Genomic DNA, 17,176 nt, shown 5'->3' with positions numbered 1-17,176 from the left:
CAGTCCTAGGCGGGGTGCGGGGTGCGGTCGCGGACCATCAGGGCGGCCCGCTTGCCGGGCAGGTCGAGTTCGGCGGCGAGCCGGAAGCCGGCCCGGCGGAAGGCGCGGACGGAGCGCCGGTTGCGGACGTCGGGTTCGGCGACCACCCGTTCGCAGCGCGGCCGTTCACGCAGGACGCGGTCGGCCAGGGCGGCGAGCAGGGCGGCGCCGAGACCCCGGCCGCGGCTGGTGGCGGGGCCGAGCAGCAGGTGGAGGCCGGTGTCGTGGGGCCGGGCCGGGTAGTGGGCGGCGAGCGGGTCGAGGTCGGCGCGGTAGACCTCCCAGTAGCTCATCGGGGTGTCGTCGAGCAGGCCGAGGCAGGGCAGGCTGTGAGCGTCGCCGTCGAGTCGGCCGCGCAGGTGCCGCTCGGTGACGGCGGGCGGGCCGGCCAGCTCCCAGAAGGCGGCGACCTCGGGGTCGTTCATCCAGCCGGTGAGCAGCCCGAGGTCGGCCGGGAGCCGGACGCCGCGCAGCCGGAACTCCCCGGCGGCGGTGGGCATGGCGCCCCACCGGGCCGGGTCCTCGCCCGTGCCCGGCGCGGCCGTGCCCCCGGGGCCGCTCACGCGCCGGCCACCGGGTTGGGGATGTCGACGTACACGGACTGGGTGGCGACCGGGCCGACCAGTTCGTCCAGGCCCTGGATCCGGGTGAGCAGATTGGCCTTGCAGGGCAGGGTCGGCGCGTCCAGCAGCAGGCCGGGCAGCGCGGAGCCGGTGGCGGTGACGGCGGGCCCGGTCAGGAAGCGCCGGAGCGCGGCCAGCAGGACGGCCTCGTCGGCGAGCTGCTGGGAGCCGAGTGCGCCGACCAGCCCGAGCACGTGGTTGATGCCCAGGTAGTAGGCGAAATGGTGGTCGATCACCGGGTCGTCGAGGAAGGTGTCGCTGCGCGCGCCGAGGCCGGGCAGCCGGGCGGTGAGCCGGTCGGCGGCGCCGAGCCGGTAGTAGTAGCCCTGGTTGTCGCGGTAGCGGCCGCCCTCCGGCCAGCCGGCGGCGTCCAGCAGCACCAGGCTGTTCTGCTGGTGGGCCTCCAGGGCGATGCCGGCCACGCCGTCCAGCCAGAGGACGGGCAGCACGACGGCGTCCAGGTAGCGCAGGAACCATTCGGCCGTCACCGTCGGCAGCGGGCGGCCGGTGCGGGCGGCGAGCGCGCGCAGCAGGTCGCCGAGCCGGGAGGGGACGGGGTCTGCGCCGCGGGCGCCGTGCGGCCGTTCGGCGACCAGGCCGGCCACGCAGTAGGCGCGCTCCCCCGGGGCGAAGGGCTGGGCGCGCAGCACGGTGTCCAGGCCGCCCGGGTCGCCGAGGCCGGGGTGGTCGACGCCGATCCAGGCCGGGTCGCGGACGATGTCGAAGCCGGGGTGGGCGGCCCGCCACTCGTCGGCGAGGCCGCTCTCCAGCAGCCGGTGCATCTCCAGGCCGCGGTGGAGCTCCTTGCGGAGGTTCTCCCGCCGGGAGTTGGTGATCCGCAGGCCCAGCGAGAGCTTGAGCATCCAGGGGGTGCCGGGCCGGTAGACGGTGCGCACCGAGGAGGTGGGGTACCAGGGGTCGCCGGCCGGGCCGAGGTCGTGCAGCCGGCCCTCGGCGAGCAGCTCGGCGACGGCCGGGCGGTGGGCGAGTTCGCGGGCCTGCCAGGGGTGCAGCGGCAGGGCGGCGGTGCCGGGCGGCAGCAGCGCGGGGTCGTCGAGCAGCCGGGCGGTGATCCGGTCGGCGCTCTCGGGGACGGCGGAGCCGGCGGCGAGCAGGTCGCGGTCGACGGCGTACCAGTGCAGCTGGAAGGAGCCGTGCAGTTCGGGCGAGTAGGCGGCGCTCTGGGCGGGGCCGAGGCCGTCGCGGCTCTTCGGGGTGGGGTGCATCGGGTGGCCGAGCAGCAGGGACTGCTCGGCGGCGAGGAACTCCGAGCGCTCGGGGCCGCCGGGCAGCGGGGCGGTGGCGGCGCGGTGGTGGGCGAGGATGTCGGCGGTGCGGACCACCGAGTCGGCGACCCGGGCGGCGAGGTCGGCGACCTGTCCGGGGTCGGGCCGGTCGGCGGCCGCGGCGGCGAGCAGGGCGGCGGTGGTGACGGCGTCCACCGGGGCGTCGGCGGTCCCCTCGCCGGCCGCCAGGGTGGCCGGGCCGAAGCGGTGCCAGCCGGCCGGCGACCAGTGCCGTACCGGGGCGGAGAGCCGGGCGGCTCCGCCGAGGACGGCGATCCGCAGGTACCCGTCGGGGCCGGGGGCGGCGCCGGTCTCGCGGGCCCAGCAGCGCAGCAGGGCCTCCAGGGCGGCCTGCTCGGCGGCGACGGACGGGTCCGGGTGGAGCAGCCGGTCGGACGGCGCCGGGGCCGGGCCCGCGGTGGGGGCGGTCGCGGTGGGGGCGGGGGCGGGGCGGGGGGCCGGGACGTGGAGCGGGGCTCCGGTCAGGGCGGTGCTCAATGCTGCTCCTTGATGCGCGTGGAGTACCGACGCGCAGGGGGTGGAGGGAACTGGCGAGCGCTCGCACCGTCGCGTCAGGTAAGGGTTACCTATCCCTGAGGGGTGATCACAAGGACCGCTCACTCGTCCGAGTGAAGATCGGTGATTGTGCACGTCCCGGAGGGAACACGGGCCGTCGCGCGGACCGGCCGCCCGTCCCCGCGTCACGGATCGGTGACCCTCGCCCGGGACCGGAACCCGGGGCCGCCCGGGGCCGTCCAGATGACCAGTGGCAGACTCCAGCACGGCGGTCCGCCGCCCACACCGAACTACCAGGGGGACAGCACCATGCCAGCGATCCACCGGTCAGCCGCGGCGGCGGTCCTCGCCGCGGGGACCCTGTTCGCCGTCACCGCCTGCGGCCCGGACGGGCCTTCGGGCGGCGGCACCGCCGCGCCACCGCCCTCCGGCGGCGCCACCGCCTCCGCCACCGCCGCGGGGGGCGGCAGTGGCGTGATCGGCGGCATCACCCTGCCCTCGGGCCTGCCGACCGGCCTGTTGGAGGGCCTGCCGAAGAGCTGGGACGACCTGACGAAGTGGAAGTTCGAGGACTGGGACAACTGGGCGTCCAAGCACGTCTTCAACAACCCGATCGTCAAGGACTTCTGGAACCCGGACAAGATGGGCGACTCCAAGCCCGCCGACCCGGCGCCGCCCACCGCCAAGCCCGCCGACGACACCGGGGTCACCGACCCCGAGCCGCCGACGGTCAAGGCCGTGCCGGTGCCGCGCCCGTACACCAAGCAGCCCTCCGGGAAGGTCTTCTTCTCGGCCGAGGGCGGCCGCGGCAACTGCTCGGCCACCGTGATCCAGGACCCGGCGCACCCGGGGAAGAGCAACCTGGTCTGGACGGCCGGCCACTGCGTCCACCCGGGCAAGGGCGGCAGCTACTTCAAGGACCTGGTCTTCGTCCCGGCCTACAACAACTCGGGCGCCTCCAGCGGCGGCAAGAAGGCCCCGCTGGCCGAGCTGGCGCCGCTCGGCACCTGGTGGGCCAAGGACGTCGTGACCTCGCCGCAGTGGCTGGTCGAGGGCGGCGGCACCGGTGACGCGGCGAACCAGTACGACTTCGCGATCATGCGGGTGAGCAACCAGAGCGACAGCGGCAAGTCGCTGGAGGAGACGGTCGGCGGGGCCGTCCCGGTCTGGTTCGACGCGCCGCGCGACAAGATCGCCGTCACCGCGATCGGCTACCCGCTCTACAAGCCGTTCGACGGCCAGGAGCTCTACAAGTGCGAGGGCGGGAAGCCGACCCGGCTCTCCTTCGACCCGAAGCGCCCCTCGATGCTCACCATCGGCTGCAACATGACCCAGGGCTCCAGCGGCGGCGGCTGGTTCGCGCCGATGCCGGACGGGAAGCTCGCGCTGGTCTCCAACACCTCGATCGGCACCCAGGAGCACACCTCGCTGAGCGGGCCGTACCTGGAGACGGTCGCCAAGCAGGCGCTGGACTGGATCGCGAAGAAGAAGTAGCCGCCGGACACGGGACGGGCCCCGGTTCCCCCTCGCGGGAGGGAACCGGGGCCCGTTCGCACGGCGCGGCTCAGCCCTGCGGCGTCAGCGCCACCGCGAAGTGCTCCAGCTCGGCGGCCAGCTCGGCCGGCACCTTGGCATGCAGCAGGGTGCCCTCGCCGGTGTGCTCGGCGCCGAGCAGCTCGCCCTCGGCGTGCACCCGGGACACCAGCGCGCCCTGGGTGTACGGGACGAGCGCGTGTACCTCGACGGCCGGGCGCGGCAGCTCGTCGTCGATGAGCTTGAGCAGCTCGTCCATGCCCTCGCCGGTGCGGGCCGACACCACGATCGCGTGCGGCTCGCGGCGCAGCAGGCGCTGCAGCACGTGCGGATCGGCGGCGTCGGCCTTGTTGATCACCACGATCTCCGGCACGTTCTGCGCGTCGACCGAGACGACGACCTCGCGGACGGCGGCCAGCTGCGTCTCCGGCTCGGGGTGCGAGCCGTCCACCACGTGCAGGATGAGGTCCGCGTCGCCGACCTCCTCCATGGTGGAGCGGAACGCCTCCACCAGGTGGTGCGGCAGGTGCCGGACGAAGCCGACGGTGTCGGCCAGGGTGTAGACCCGGCCGCTCGGGGTCTGCGCCCGGCGCACGGTCGGGTCGAGGGTGGCGAACAGCGCGTTCTCCACCAGCACGCCCGCGCCGGTGAGCCGGTTGAGCAGGGAGGACTTGCCGGCGTTGGTGTACCCGGCGATGGCCACCGACGGCACCTGGTGGCGCCTGCGCTCCTGGCGCTTGGTGTCGCGGCCCTTCTTCATGTCGGCGATCTCCCTGCGGAGCTTCGCCATCTTCTCGCGGATCCGGCGCCGGTCGGTCTCGATCTTGGTCTCACCGGGACCGCGGGTGGCCATGCCGCCGCCGGACGAGCCGGAGCCGCCACCACCCATCTGCCGGGAGAGCGACTGGCCCCAGCCGCGCAGCCGCGGCAGCATGTACTGCATCTGGGCGAGCGAGACCTGCGCCTTGCCCTCGCGGGACTTGGCGTGCTGGGCGAAGATGTCCAGGATCAGGGCCGTCCGGTCGACGACCTTGACCTTGACCACGTCCTCGAGGTGGATCAGCTGGCCCGGGGTGAGCTCACCGTCGCAGACCACGGTGTCGGCACCGGTGGAGGCGACGATGTCGCGCAGCTCCTGCGCCTTGCCGGAGCCGATGTAGGTGGCCGCGTCGGGCTTGTCGCGGCGCTGGATGACACCGTCCAGCACCTCGGAGCCGGCCGTCTCGGCCAGTGCGGCGAGCTCGGCCATCGAGTTCTCCGCCTCCTCCAGCGTGCCGTCGGTCCAGACGCCGACGAGCACCACGCGCTCCAGTCGGAGCTGGCGGTACTCGACCTCGGTGACGTCCTGGAGTTCGGTGGAGAGGCCGGCGACACGACGGAGCGCGGCGCGCTCGCTGCGGTCGTACTGGTCGCCGTCGTAGTGGTGGCCGAGGTCCTCGTCGATGGCCGCGAGGTCCTCGTCCATGAGGGCTTCCGCCCGCAGACCGTCGAAGCGGCGCTGGGCGTCGGCGTGGTCGCGGGTGTCGGACGTGGAGGTCATTCTGTCCTTTGGCTGCTGGAAACGGGTGGCCTGCGCACGACCGTACGGACGGTCGTACCCGGAGTCTGCCCAGCTGCCGCCCCGTCTACCACTCGGGCGAGGTGTGAGCTACCCCTCGGGGCCGCGGGTCGGGCTGAGACTCCTCCGCCCGGGCAACGCCGCGGTCCGGCCGTGAATTCCCCATGATGGTCGCACGCCGGGGCGTGCGGGTCATCCGCTTTTCCTCCGGCGGCGCGGGTGCGGCCGCCGGGTCCTGCGCCGCTCGGCCCGCCGGGGCGCGGCCCGGGCCGGCGCCCGCCGGGGCGTGCGGGCGCTCCACGTCGTACACCCCGGACACCCGCAGCATGGCCCGCAGCACGGCGGCCAGCACGGCCGGGTCCGGCAGCTCGACGGTGTAGGTGTGCCGCACCCGCAGCTCCTGGGGCGGCTCCACCTCGGCCGAGACGATCCCGACGCCCTCCGCCGAGATCGCCGCCGTGAGGTCGGCCAGCAGCCGGGGCCGGTTCAGCGCCTCGGCCCGCAGGGTGGCCCGGTAGCCGGCCGCCGGGGCGCCGCCGGGGCGCCAGCGGACCTCCAGGGCGGCGCGCCCGTCGGCCCGCATCCGCTCCCCCGCCGGACAGCCGGCCCGGTGCACGGCGACCGCGCCGCCGCGGATCGGGTAGCCGGCGATCTCGTCCGGCGGAACCGGGGTGCAGCAGCGGGCCAGCCGGACGGGCGCCCCGGGGCGGCCCTCCACGGTGACCGGGGCGGCGGGCCGGCCGGCCGCGACCGGGCGGTCCGGCGGCGCGGGCTGCCCGGCGGACGGGCCGGTGCGCACCACCGGGCGGCGCGGCGCGTGGTCGGCCAGCCAGCGCTCGATGGCCAGCCGGGCGCCCGGGGTGCGGGCGTACGCGAGCCACTCGGGCGCCGGTCCTGCGGCCTCCTCGGTGAGGATGGCCACCCGGTCGCCGTCGTGGAGCACGGTGGAGAGCACGGCCAGCCGACCGTTCACCCGGGCCCCGATGCAGCGGTGGCCGGTCTCCTCGCCAAGCAGGTAGGCGGCGTCCACACAGGTGGCGCCGGCCCGGAGCTGAAGCGTTTCGCCACGCTCGGTGACCACGGTGATCTCGCGGTCCCCGGCCAGGTCGGCGGTGAGCGCGGACCAGAAGGCGTCCGGGTCCGGGGTCTCCTGCTGCCACTCCAGCAGACGGGAGAGCCAGCCGGGCCGGGCCGGGTCGGTGCGGTCCAGCTCGTCCCGGCCCTGGTCGCCGCCGGTCCCGGGCTGGCGCGGGTCGCCGAGCGCGACCACCCCCGTCTCGGCGACCTCGTGCATCCGGCGGGTGCGCACCAGCACCTCGACCACCGCGCCGCCGGCCAGCGCCACCGCGGTGTGCAGCGACTGGTAGAGGTTGAACTTCGGAGCGGCCACGAAGTCCTTGAACTCCCCCGGCAGCGGGGTCCAGCAGGTGTGCAGCTCGCCGAGCACCGCGTAGCAGTCGGCGTTCTCCTCGACCACCACCAGCAGCCGTCCGAAGTCGGCCGGCTGCGGCCCCTGCGGCTTGCCGTCCGGCCCGGGGGCGGCGGCCCGCTTGAGCAGCACCCGGTGCAGCGAGACGCAGTGCCGGGGGCGGACGGTGACCTCGGCCGCGATCCCCGCCTCGGCGAGCTGGCGGGCCAGGCTCCGGGCGAACGGCGCCAGCAGGGTGTCCGGCCCGGTCTCGTGCCGGCCGAGCAGGGCGCGGGTGCGGGTGTGCTCCTCGGGGTGCAGGGTGGCGAAGACGATGTCCTCCAGCTCCGCCTTGAGCACCTGGATGCCGAGCCGTTCGGCCAGCGGGATCAGCACGTCCCGGGTGACCTTGGCGATCCGCACCTGGCTGGCCGGCTTCATGTGCCGGATGGTGCGCATGTTGTGCAGCCGGTCGGCGAGCTTGATGACCATCACCCGGACGTCGTCCCCGGTGGCGACCAGCATCTTGCGGAAGGTCTCCGCCTCGGCCGCCGCACCGAAGTCGACCTTCTCCAGCTTCGTCACCCCGTCGACCAGATAGGCGACTTCGGGTCCGAACCCCTCGGCCACCTGGTCCAGCGTCAACTCGGTGTCCTCGACCGTGTCGTGGAGCAGCGAGGCGACCAAGGTGGTCGTCCCGGCGCCGAGTTGGGCCAGGATCACGGTGACGGCCAGCGGGTGGGTGATGTACGGCTCGCCGCTCTTGCGCTTCTGGCCACGGTGGCTCTCCTCGGCCAGCCGGTACGCGCGCCCGAGCAGGCCGAGGTCGGCCTGCGGGTGGTGTCTGCGGTGGGCCTGGACCAGCGGTTCGAGGGCGTCCGGCACCGGCGGGCGGCCGGTGGCCAGCAGCGCGGCGCGCCCGGCGCGGCCGAGCGCGGCCCGGCCCAACCCGCCGAGCGGGCGCCTGGGCCCGGCTTGCCGTGCGGACGTCGGCTGCCCCGCCAGGGGCTGCCCGGCTTCGATGGTCATCGGCACCTCCGGCAGCGGTACCGGGGGCGTGGGCCGACCCGGTGGTCCATGCTACCGAGCAGAGCACGTTCCGCGGGGCCCCGCTTCCCGTCCGTCATAGGTATCACCCGAACGGGGGGATTCGATCCCGGAGGAACGGGGGAAACGCGGGTCGGCCGCGACCGGGCCCGCACATCTGGGCGGACACCGCCGGGTGACGGCGGATCAGGCCCCCCGGACCAGCGCCGACCAGGCCGGGTCCAGCTCGCCGCGGGCGACGATGACCGCCGGGCCGGTCTTCTCCACCCGGCCGTCCGGGTACTCGGTGATCGTCAGCCGGCCGCCCAGCACGTCCACCGCGTAGGTCACGGCCTCGCCGGTGACCGCGGGGTCCGCGCCGTCCCGCCGGGCGGCGGCCACCGCGACGGCGCACGCGCCGGTGCCGCAGGAGCGGGTCTCGCCGGAGCCGCGCTCGTGCACCCGCATCGCGACGTGCCGCGGTCCGCGGTCCACCACGAACTCGACGTTGACGCCCTGCGGGTAGACGCCCTCGGGGCTCACCGGCGGCGCGGTGCGCAGCTCGCCGGCGTGCTCCAGGCTCTCGACGAACGCGACCGCGTGCGGATTGCCCATGTTGACGTTCAGGGCCGGCCAGCTGCGCCCGCCGACCGCCACCTCGATCCCGTCCGGACCGGGCAGCAGGGCGCGCCCCATGTCGACGGTGATCTCGCCGGGCGTGCCGTCCTCGGCGTCCTCGGCGACCCGCACGGTCCGCAGGCCGGCCCGGGTGGCCACCGGCAGCTCGCCCGGCTTCGCCAGCCCGGCCCCGACCAGGTAGCGGGCGAAGACCCGGATGCCGTTGCCGCACATCTCGCCGATCGAGCCGTCGGAGTTGCGGTAGTCCATGAACCACTCGGCGCGGTCGGCCTGGTCGGCCGCCACCGGGTCGGCGGCGGAGCGCACCACGCGCAGCAGCCCGTCGCCGCCGATGCCCGACCGGCGGTCGCACAGCGCCGCCACCGCCTCGGGGCCGATGGCCAGCCGGCCGTCCGGGTCGGGGAGGATGACGAAGTCGTTCTGGGTGCCGTGCCCCTTGAGGAAGGGGAGGCCGGCGGGCTGCGCGGAGGATGCGGTCACCCTCCCGATGGTACCGAGGAGCACCGGACCCCCGCCCTCCGGTTCCATCCCGCGGACGGGCCGGACCAGGAGCCGGAGCAGCGGCCGGCCGGCCGCGCCGGGAGGGCCCGGAGGCGGGCTACCGTCCGGACAGCCGGACGACCCGGTACAGGGCCAGCGCGCAGGCGGCCAGCACGATCAGCGTGTAGATCACGATCGCCTTCCACCCGGCCCGCTCGCCGGTGCCGCGGCGCGGCAGGCCGGGCCACTTGTACCCCGCGTGCCGGGCCGCCATCGCGCCCCAGCCGAGCGAGGCCGCGGTGAGCAGCAGGCCGAGCATGCCGATCATCGCCGAGCCCGCCCCGGCCGAGCCGAAGGCCAGCGGGAAGGCGAACATCAGCGAGCCGGCGGTGGCCACCAGGGCGATCGGCAGGGTCTGCCACCAGCGGAGCCGGCGGCGCGGCCGGATCTCCCGCTCGTGCACCGCGCCGGAGGGGGCATTGGTGTCCAGGACCGGCAGCGCGACCGCGTAGGAGGTGGGCGCGTCGAGACCGGGCAGCACCGGCAGGTCGGGCAGCGTCGAGGCGTCGAGTCCGCCGGCCCGCGCCGTGGCGCCGCCACCGTCGCCGGGCGCCCCGTTCACGGACCTGGCGCTCCGGCCGGTATCGGGGCCGGTACCCGTGGACACGCGGCCTCCCCTGACAGTTCGACACGAGTGCGACTCGCGGCCGGGCACGGTCGGCCCGCCCGGGCCGACCCTTATGACACCGATGATGGCATGTCCAGAGTGGCGTTCCGGGCCTGACCGGGGCCGACGGGTGATCCGTGGCCATCACGTGATCCGGCCGTGACCGCCATGCCGTCCTGCACGGCCGTCTGCGCGCGCAACTGCACCGCCCGATGGCCGGAAAGCGCCTACCGGACGGCGGATTCCTGACGGTCGATCAGCTCCAGCGAGCGGTCCAGCAGCTCCACCGGGTCGGTGCCGGCCGGCCGCGCGAGCCAGTGGATCCGGTCGTCCCGGCGGAACCAGGACTCCTGCCGGCGGGCGAACCGCTTGGTGGCCCGGACCGTCTCGGCGCGCGCCTCGTCCTGCGTGCACAGACCGGCGAAGTGGTCGAGCACCTGCTGGTAGCCGAGCGCCCGGGAGGCCGTCCGCCCCTCGCGCAGCCCGACCTTCTCCAGCTCCCGGACCTCGTCGAGCAGCCCGTCCCGCCACATCCGGTCCACCCGCAGGGTGATCCGCTCGTCCAGCTCGGGACGCGGCACCGCGACGCCGATCTGCACCGCGTCGTACACGGCGGTGTTGCTCGGCAGGTTGGCGGTGAACGGCTGCCCGGTGATCTCGATGACCTCCAGCGCCCGGACGATCCGCCGGCCGTTGCTCGTCAGGATCGCCTCGGCCGCCGCCGGGTCCAGCTCCGCCAGCCGCCGGTGCAGCGCGTACGGGCCGGCCTGCTCGAGCTCCTCCTCCAGCCGGGCCCGGACCGCCGGGTCGGTGCCCGGGAACTCCATCTCGTCGATCGCCGCCCGGACGTACAGCCCGGAGCCGCCGACCAGGACGGGGGTGCGGCCGGCCGCGAGCAGGCGGTCGATCCCGGCCCGGGCCAGCCGCTGGTACTCGGCCACGCTGGCGGCCTCGGTGACGTCCCAGATGTCCAGCAGGTGGTGCGGGATGCCGCCGCGCTCCTCCTCGGTGAGCTTGGCCGTGCCGATGTCCATGCCGCGGTAGAGCTGCATCGAGTCGGTGTTGATCACCTCGCCGTCGAGGGCGCGGGCCAGGGCGACGGCCAGGTCGGACTTTCCGGCGGCGGTCGCGCCGACGACCGACACGACGCGGGGGCGGACGGACTGGGCGGTGGTGGAGCTGCTCACCGGTCAAGTCTGCCAGGGAACGCCGGCCCGCCGGCGGCCCGGCCGGTTGCACCCGGTTTCCACGGGTCCGTCCCGTTGCGAACGGTTCCGCCCTGACGGACGTTGTGAGAGAGACAGAGAGGAACGGTGAGGCGTCATGGGTCTGATGGACAACCTCAAGGGCAAGGCCGAGGAGCTCAAGGACAAGGCCAGCGAGTTCGCCGGCAAGCACAGCGATCAGATCGGGAGCGCGGTGGAGAAGGCCGGCGGCGCGATCGACAAGGCCACCAAGGGCAAGTACACCGAGAAGATCGAGCACGGCACCAGCAAGGCCAAGGGCGCCGTGGACGACTTCGCGCACAAGCCCGAGGACCCCGGCACCGGCCCCGACGCCGCTCCCGGCACCGGGCCGGGCAGCACCCCGCCCGCCTGACCGGCCCGGCGGCTCAGCTCCAGGAGGCGACCAGGTACCCCACGCCGTACGGCGCGTCCTGGTAGCCCAGCCGCGCGGTGAGGCCGGCGCCCTCGGCGGCGCCGGCCAGCACCTGCCAGGGCGCCCGGCCCTCGGCCTTCAGCTCGGCGGCCAGTCCCGCGTCCAGCGCGGCCAGCGCCGCGGTGTCCGCCGAGCCCAGCGCCCGCGCGAGCGCCTCGTCGAAGCCCTCGGCGCGCTCGTCCAGGTAGCCGGGCGCCTTCAGCGACCGGCAGGCGCTGCCGTCCCCCATCACCAGCAGTCCGACCCGGTCGGCCAGCTGGGCCAGCCCCTGGCCCAGCCCGAGCATCCGGTCGGCGGGCGCGTCGGCCGGCACCGCGCAGGCGTGCGTCGGCAGCGTGACCCCGGCCCGTCCGAGCAGCCAGGCGCCGACGGTCAGCGAGGGCGCCAGCTCCGGCCCCTCGGCCCGGCCGCCCGGCAGCGGGGCGACCAGCGGCACGCCGTAGCGGTGGAACGACCCGGCCCCGCCCTCGGTCCACACCTCGGCCTGCGGCCCGGCGCCGACCACCACGAGCAGTTCCGGAGCGGCCGCGAGCACCACCCCGAGCGCCTCGTCGCAGGCCGCGCGCAGCGGCTCCAGCTCGGCCGCCGCCCCGGCGGCGACCTCCGGGACGAGCAGCGGCGGACAGGGGCAGACGGCGGCGGCAACCAGCATGTGGATCACTCTAACGAAGAACGCGGAACGGCCCGGCGGGACCGGACGGTCCCACCGGGCCGTTCACGCGGCGACGGGGTGGTCAGTCCCCGCAGCAGGCGCCGCCGGCCGGGACGGCCGGCGGCAGCGCCGCCGGGGCACCGATGGACGGCAGGCCCAGCATCACGCCGGCCGGCTTGGCGGCGGGCCCGGCCTGGCGCTTCTCCCAGGCGTCACCCGCCCGGGTGCGGCGCACCGCGAGCGCCGCACCCTCGGCCAGCAGGTGGTGCGGGGCGGCGTAGGTGATCTCCACCGTGACCGTGTCGCCCGGCCGGACCGGCTCGGCGGGCCGGGTGAAGTGCACCAGCCGGTTGTCCGGCGCCCGGCCGGAGAGCCGGTCGGTGCGGTCGTCCTTCTTGCCCTCGCCCTCGGCGACCAGGATCTCCAGGGTGCGGCCGACCTGCTTCTTGTTCTCCTCCCAGGAGATCTCCTCCTGGAGGGCGATCAGCCGGTCGTAGCGGGCCTGGACGACCGCCTTCGGGATCTGGCCGTCCATCTCGGCGGCGGGGGTGCCCGGGCGCTTGGAGTACTGGAAGGTGAAGGCGTTGGTGAAGCGGGCCTCGCGGACGACCTTCATGGTCTCCTCGAAGTCCTCCTCGGTCTCGCCGGGGAAGCCGACGATGATGTCGGTGGAGATGGCCGCGTCCGGCATCGCCTCGCGCACCTTGCGGATGATGCCGAGGAAGCGCTCCTGCCGATAGGAGCGGCGCATCGCCTTGAGGACGCGGTCGGAGCCGGACTGCAGCGGCATGTGCAGCTGGTGCATCACGCTCGGGGTCTCGGCCATCGCGGCGATCACGTCGTCGGTGAAGTCGCGCGGGTGCGGCGAGGTGAAGCGGATCCGCTCCAGGCCCTCGATCTGCCCGGCGGCGCGCAGCAGCTTGGAGAAGGCCTCGCGGTCGCCCAGGTCGGAGCCGTAGGCGTTGACGTTCTGGCCGAGCAGGGTGACCTCGATGACGCCCTCGTCGACCAGCGCCTCGATCTCGGCGAGGACGTCGCCCGGACGGCGGTCCTCCTCCTTGCCGCGCAGCGCGGGGACGATGCAGAAGGTGCAGGTGTTGTTGCAGCCGACCGAGATCGCGACCCACGCGGCGTAGGCGGACTCCCGGCGGGTGGGCAGCGTGGAGGGGAAGGTCTCCAGCGACTCCAGGATCTCGACCTGGGCCTTCCGCTCGACCGCGGCGCGCTCCAGCAGGGCCGGCAGGTGGCCGATGTTGTGGGTGCCGAAGACCACGTCGACCCAGGGGGCCTTGCGGACGATGGTGTCGCGGTCCTTCTGGGCCAGGCAGCCGCCGACGGCGATCTGCATGCCCCGGTGGCGGGTCTTGACCGGGGCCAGCTGCCCGAGGTTCCCGTACAGCTTGTTGTCGGCGTTCTCCCGCACCGCGCAGGTGTTGAACACCACCAGGTCGGGGTCGCCGTCCTGCCCCGCCTTGACGTACCCCGCGTCCTCCAGCAGCCCGGAGAGCCGCTCGGAGTCGTGGACGTTCATCTGGCAGCCGTACGTGACGACCTTGTAGCTCTTCGATCCGATGTCACCGCTCACTCAACCAGGGTACGGGCACCCCGGAAGAGGTTTTCCCTCCCGTTCTCCGCACGCGCCTGGCACTATCCCTTGCATGACCCCCAGCGCCCCCTCCCGCCTCCGCGCCGCGGCCCGCCGGCCGCTGTGGCGGATCGTGCTGGCGCTGGTGCTGGTGGTCACCGGCCTGGGCGGCTGGTGGCTGTCGGCGAGCGGGCCGACCGGCCACCCGCGCGGCGAGACCAGGCTGGCCACCGGCGTCAGGCAGGGGGTGTACGACCGCTACGGACAGCTGCTGGACGCCCACCTCGCCAAGGCGATGCCGGGGGTGCGGCTGGAGCTGGACAACTCCGAGGGCTCGATCGACAACCTGGCCCGGGTCACCTCGGGCCGGGACGACTTCGCGATCGCCACCGCCGACTCCGTGGCCCAGTACACCGGCCCCGGCCGGGAGAAGCTGCGGGCCATCGCCCGGCTCTACGACGACTACCTGCAGCTGGTCGTGCCGGCCGGCTCCCCGGTCCACCGCGCCGCCGACCTCAAGGGCCTGCGGGTCGGCGTCGGCCAGTCGCTCTCCGGCGTGAACCTGGTGACCCGCAGGCTGCTGGCGGCGGCCGGGCTGGATCCGGACCGCGACATCGAACCGGCCTTCCTGGGCATCGGCGACGCGGCGAACGAGCTGCGGGCCGGCCGGCTGGACGCGTTCTTCTGGTCCGGCGGCCTGCCGACCAACGCGCTCACCGAGCTGTCCGAGCACGTCCGGATCCGGATCGTGCCGCTGGGCGACCTCGCCGAGGCGATCCACCTGGCCGAGGGCGGCGGGACGGACGCCTACCGGGCGGCCACCATGCCGAAGGGCACCTATCCGAACGCCGAGCCCCAGGACACGGTCGCCACCGTCGCCGTGCCCAACCTGCTGATCACCCGGGCCGATGTGAACGCCGACCTGGTCCAGGGCATGACCCGGGCGGTGATCGACAGCCGCGACCAGATCGGCGCCCAGGTGCACGCCGCCCAGCTGGTCGACCTGCGCACCGCCGTCTACACCGACCCGCTCCCGCTGCACGAGGGCGCCGCCCGCTACTACCGCTCGGTGAAGCCCTGACCAGGCCTTGACCAGGCCTTCTTGCGGCCGGCCCGGGGCACCGCGAGGGTGACGGCCAGGCCGCACGGGGTCGCGGTGCCGAAGGTGAGCGAGCCGCCGGCCGCCCCGAGCAGGGTGCGGGCGATCGACAGGCCGAGGCCCGAGCCGTCCACGTTCTGGTGGCGCTGGCTGCGCCAGAAGCGGTCGCCGGCCCGGGCCAGCTCCTCCTCGGTGAGGCCGGGGCCCTGGTCGGAGACGGTCACCGCGACCTCCTCGCGCCGGACGGCGACCAGCACCCGCACCCGGCTCCCCTGCGGGCCGAACTTCAGCGCGTTGTCGAGCACCGCGTCCAGCGCGCTGCCGAAGCCGATCGGGTCGGCCAGGCCGAGCGCCAGCGCCGGGCCCTCCCAGGCCAGCTCGATCCCCCGCTGCCCGGCCAGCGGCCGCCAGGCGTCCACCCGCTCCAGGGCGAGCACGGCCAGGTCGGTGGGCTCCGGTTCGGGTCGGGCGTGCTCGGCGGTGGCCAGCCCCAGCAGGTCGTCCAGCACCCGGGCCAGCCGGACGCCCTCCTCGCGGACCCCGCCGAGCTCCTCCTCGTGCCCCTCCGGCAGCTCCAGGCCCAGCAGCTCGACCCGCAGCAGCAGCGCCGCCAGCGGGTTGCGCAGCTGGTGCGAGGCGTCGGCGACGAAGGCCTTCTGCTGGTCCAGGGCGAGCACCACGTGGTCGGCCATCTCGTTGAACGAGCGGGCGAGCCGCTGCAGCTCGGGCGGCCCGCCGCCGGGCGCCACCCGGGCGTTCATCCGGCCGGTGGCGATGTCGTGGGTGGCCCGGTCCAGGGTGCGGACCGGGCGCAGCACCCATTCGGTGAGCCGGGCGGCGAGCAGCACCGCGACGATCATCGCGGCGGCCTCGCCGGCCCCGATCACCAGCCACTTGCGCACCACCCGGGTGCGCAGCGCACCGGTCGGGGACTCGCTGAGCACCACGGCGACCACGTCGCCGTCGCGGACCACCGGGGTGGCGACGGTGAGCGTGCGGTCCGGGGTCCACGGCCACACCTGCGGCGGGTTGTGGCTGCGCCGGCCGTCCAGCGCCTCCTGGAAGGCCTGGTCGGCCCAGCCCCCGGAGGGCACCCGCCAGTCGGCCGGCGCCACCGCGAGCGGCATGCCGTCGCGCTGGAAGATGCCGATCCGCACCCCGTACAGCTCGTGGTAGCGCGCCACCTCGGCGTCCAGCGCGTGCCGGCGGCTGCGGTCGCCGGGGGCGGGCTGCGGCTCGCCCTTGAGCGCCGACTCCAGGCCGGAGACGCCGGAGGTCGGCAGGTCCTGGGCGAACCGGGCCGCGTCGTCGAGCCGGTCGACGACCACCCGGCTCTGCTCGGCGGCCGCGAACGCCGCCGCGAGCGGCAGTCCGAGCGCGGCGAGCACGCAGAGCATCAGCGCGAGCAGGATGCCGAGCAGGCGGGTGCGCACGTGCGGTCAGTGCTCCGAGCGGGCCGGGGGCACGGTGTCGGCGGCGGCCGGGCACTCGGGTATCAGGCGGTAGCCGACGCCCCGGACGGCCTCGACCAGGCCGGGCAGGGCGAGCTTGGTGCGCAGCGAGCCGATGTGCACCTCCAGCGTGCGGCCGTTGCCCTCCCAGCCGCTGCGCCAGACCTCGCTGAAGATCTGCTCGCGGCGGTAGACCACGCCGGGGCTCTGGGCGAGCAGCGCCAGCAGGTCGAACTCCTTGCGGGTGAGCGGGACGTCCCGGCCGTCGACGCTGACCCGGCGGCGCTCGCGGTCGATCACGATGCCGCGGGACTCCAACGGGCCGCGCTGCTGCGGGACGGCGTCCGGGGCGGGCACGCCGACGGCGGCGGGGGCGGCGCCGCGACGGGCCACGGCGTGGATCCGGGCGAGCAGCTCGCCCATGTCGTAGGGCTTGGTCACGTAGTCGTCGGCGCCGAGGTTGAGGCCGTGGATCCGGGAGCGTATGTCGGCGCGCGCGGTCACCATGATCACCGGGACGCCGCTGCCGGCCCGGATCCGGCTGCAGACCTCGAAGCCGTCCCGGTCGGGCAGGCCGAGGTCGAGCAGGACCACCCGGTAGGGCTCGTTGCCGTCCGGCACCAGCGCGTCCAGCGCCTCGTGGCCGCTGCGGGCGTGCCGGACCTGGAAACCGTGCCGGCCCAGGACCGCGACCAGCGCGGCGGCCACACGTTCGTCGTCCTCGACGAGCAGCAGTCGCATGTGTCTCCTCCTCTCCCGGACGGTTCTCCGGGGGTCTCTCCTGCGGCCGTCGCGCGTCGTGGCCGCTCCCCCTGCCGGGTAGGTCCCGGTTCTGCGCAGTATGGGCCAGGGACGGCCCGGACGCCAGGCTCCGCCGGCGGCGGCGGTGGGGGCTCCCGGCCCCGCCGGGGCTCCGCGATCACGCCCGGCGCGGCCTCGGACGCTGCCACTGTGC

At 75.1% G+C, this 17,176-nt stretch carries 14 protein-coding genes; 3 read left to right on the top strand and 11 right to left on the bottom strand.

Annotation, left to right across the window (positions count from 1 at the left end):
- Positions 1-5 precede the first annotated feature (5 nt).
- A complete protein-coding gene (locus tag ACFCLZ_RS25525; RefSeq protein WP_380286283.1) occupies positions 6-707 on the bottom strand; it encodes a GNAT family N-acetyltransferase in 702 nt (233 codons plus the stop codon).
- Complete coding sequence (locus tag ACFCLZ_RS25520; RefSeq protein ID WP_380279589.1) at positions 599-2,446, bottom strand: IucA/IucC family protein; 1,848 nt, start codon at positions 2,444-2,446, stop codon at positions 599-601. Before ACFCLZ_RS25520 ends, ACFCLZ_RS25525 begins: the two co-directional genes overlap by 109 nt.
- A gap of 327 nt (positions 2,447-2,773) precedes the next feature.
- On the opposite strand from ACFCLZ_RS25520, the gene ACFCLZ_RS25515 reads away from it, so the two are divergent.
- Complete coding sequence (locus ACFCLZ_RS25515; RefSeq protein ID WP_380279587.1) at positions 2,774-3,958, top strand: trypsin-like serine peptidase; 1,185 nt, start codon at positions 2,774-2,776, stop codon at positions 3,956-3,958.
- A 70-nt stretch (positions 3,959-4,028) separates the two neighbouring features.
- Here the strand turns inward: ACFCLZ_RS25515 and hflX are convergent, their stop codons facing one another.
- From hflX to miaA, 5 genes are all read right to left on the bottom strand, one after another.
- Entirely contained in the window at positions 4,029-5,537 is a 1,509-nt protein-coding gene (gene hflX / locus ACFCLZ_RS25510) for a GTPase HflX (protein WP_380279585.1), read from the bottom strand.
- 85 nt (positions 5,538-5,622) lie between these two features.
- A complete protein-coding gene (locus ACFCLZ_RS25505; protein ID WP_380279583.1) occupies positions 5,623-7,992 on the bottom strand; it encodes a RelA/SpoT family protein in 2,370 nt (789 codons plus the stop codon).
- A gap of 204 nt (positions 7,993-8,196) precedes the next feature.
- A complete protein-coding gene (gene dapF, locus ACFCLZ_RS25500; protein ID WP_380279581.1) occupies positions 8,197-9,156 on the bottom strand; it encodes a diaminopimelate epimerase in 960 nt (319 codons plus the stop codon).
- Between the two features lie 70 nt (positions 9,157-9,226).
- Positions 9,227-9,730, bottom strand: coding sequence for a hypothetical protein (locus tag ACFCLZ_RS25495; protein ID WP_380279580.1), 504 nt, complete (start codon positions 9,728-9,730; stop codon positions 9,227-9,229).
- Between the two features lie 272 nt (positions 9,731-10,002).
- Positions 10,003-10,962, bottom strand: a complete 960-nt coding sequence (gene miaA / locus ACFCLZ_RS25490; RefSeq protein ID WP_380279578.1) for a tRNA (adenosine(37)-N6)-dimethylallyltransferase MiaA — start codon at positions 10,960-10,962, stop codon at positions 10,003-10,005.
- Between the two features lie 136 nt (positions 10,963-11,098).
- On the opposite strand from miaA, the gene ACFCLZ_RS25485 reads away from it, so the two are divergent.
- Positions 11,099-11,374, top strand: a complete 276-nt coding sequence (locus tag ACFCLZ_RS25485; RefSeq protein WP_380279576.1) for an antitoxin — start codon at positions 11,099-11,101, stop codon at positions 11,372-11,374.
- Positions 11,375-11,387: 13 nt separating this feature from the next.
- Here the strand turns inward: ACFCLZ_RS25485 and ACFCLZ_RS25480 are convergent, their stop codons facing one another.
- Positions 11,388-12,086, bottom strand: coding sequence for a class III extradiol dioxygenase subunit B-like domain-containing protein (locus ACFCLZ_RS25480; RefSeq protein ID WP_380279575.1), 699 nt, complete (start codon positions 12,084-12,086; stop codon positions 11,388-11,390).
- Positions 12,087-12,168: 82 nt separating this feature from the next.
- Positions 12,169-13,671: a tRNA (N6-isopentenyl adenosine(37)-C2)-methylthiotransferase MiaB gene (gene miaB / locus ACFCLZ_RS25475; protein WP_380279573.1), complete on the bottom strand. Its 1,503-nt coding sequence runs from the start codon at positions 13,669-13,671 to the stop codon at positions 12,169-12,171.
- 73 nt (positions 13,672-13,744) lie between these two features.
- On the opposite strand from miaB, the gene ACFCLZ_RS25470 reads away from it, so the two are divergent.
- Positions 13,745-14,752, top strand: a complete 1,008-nt coding sequence (locus tag ACFCLZ_RS25470; RefSeq protein ID WP_380279571.1) for a TAXI family TRAP transporter solute-binding subunit — start codon at positions 13,745-13,747, stop codon at positions 14,750-14,752.
- On the opposite strand, the gene ACFCLZ_RS25465 is transcribed toward ACFCLZ_RS25470, so the two are convergent.
- Complete coding sequence (locus tag ACFCLZ_RS25465) at positions 14,731-16,203, bottom strand: sensor histidine kinase (protein WP_380279569.1); 1,473 nt, start codon at positions 16,201-16,203, stop codon at positions 14,731-14,733. The two genes, ACFCLZ_RS25470 and ACFCLZ_RS25465, sit on opposite strands and share 22 nt — an antisense overlap.
- Before the next feature lie 6 nt (positions 16,204-16,209).
- On the bottom strand, positions 16,210-16,962 hold the full coding sequence (locus tag ACFCLZ_RS25460; protein WP_380279568.1) for a response regulator transcription factor: 753 nt from the start codon (positions 16,960-16,962) through the stop codon (positions 16,210-16,212).
- Between the last annotated feature and the right edge of the window lie 214 nt (positions 16,963-17,176).

Origin of the sequence: Kitasatospora purpeofusca (genome assembly GCF_042691725.1) — a bacterium.
GTDB classification, from domain to species: domain Bacteria; phylum Actinomycetota; class Actinomycetes; order Streptomycetales; family Streptomycetaceae; genus Kitasatospora; species Kitasatospora purpeofusca_B.
This window is presented reverse-complemented; position numbering and strand designations above follow the sequence as displayed.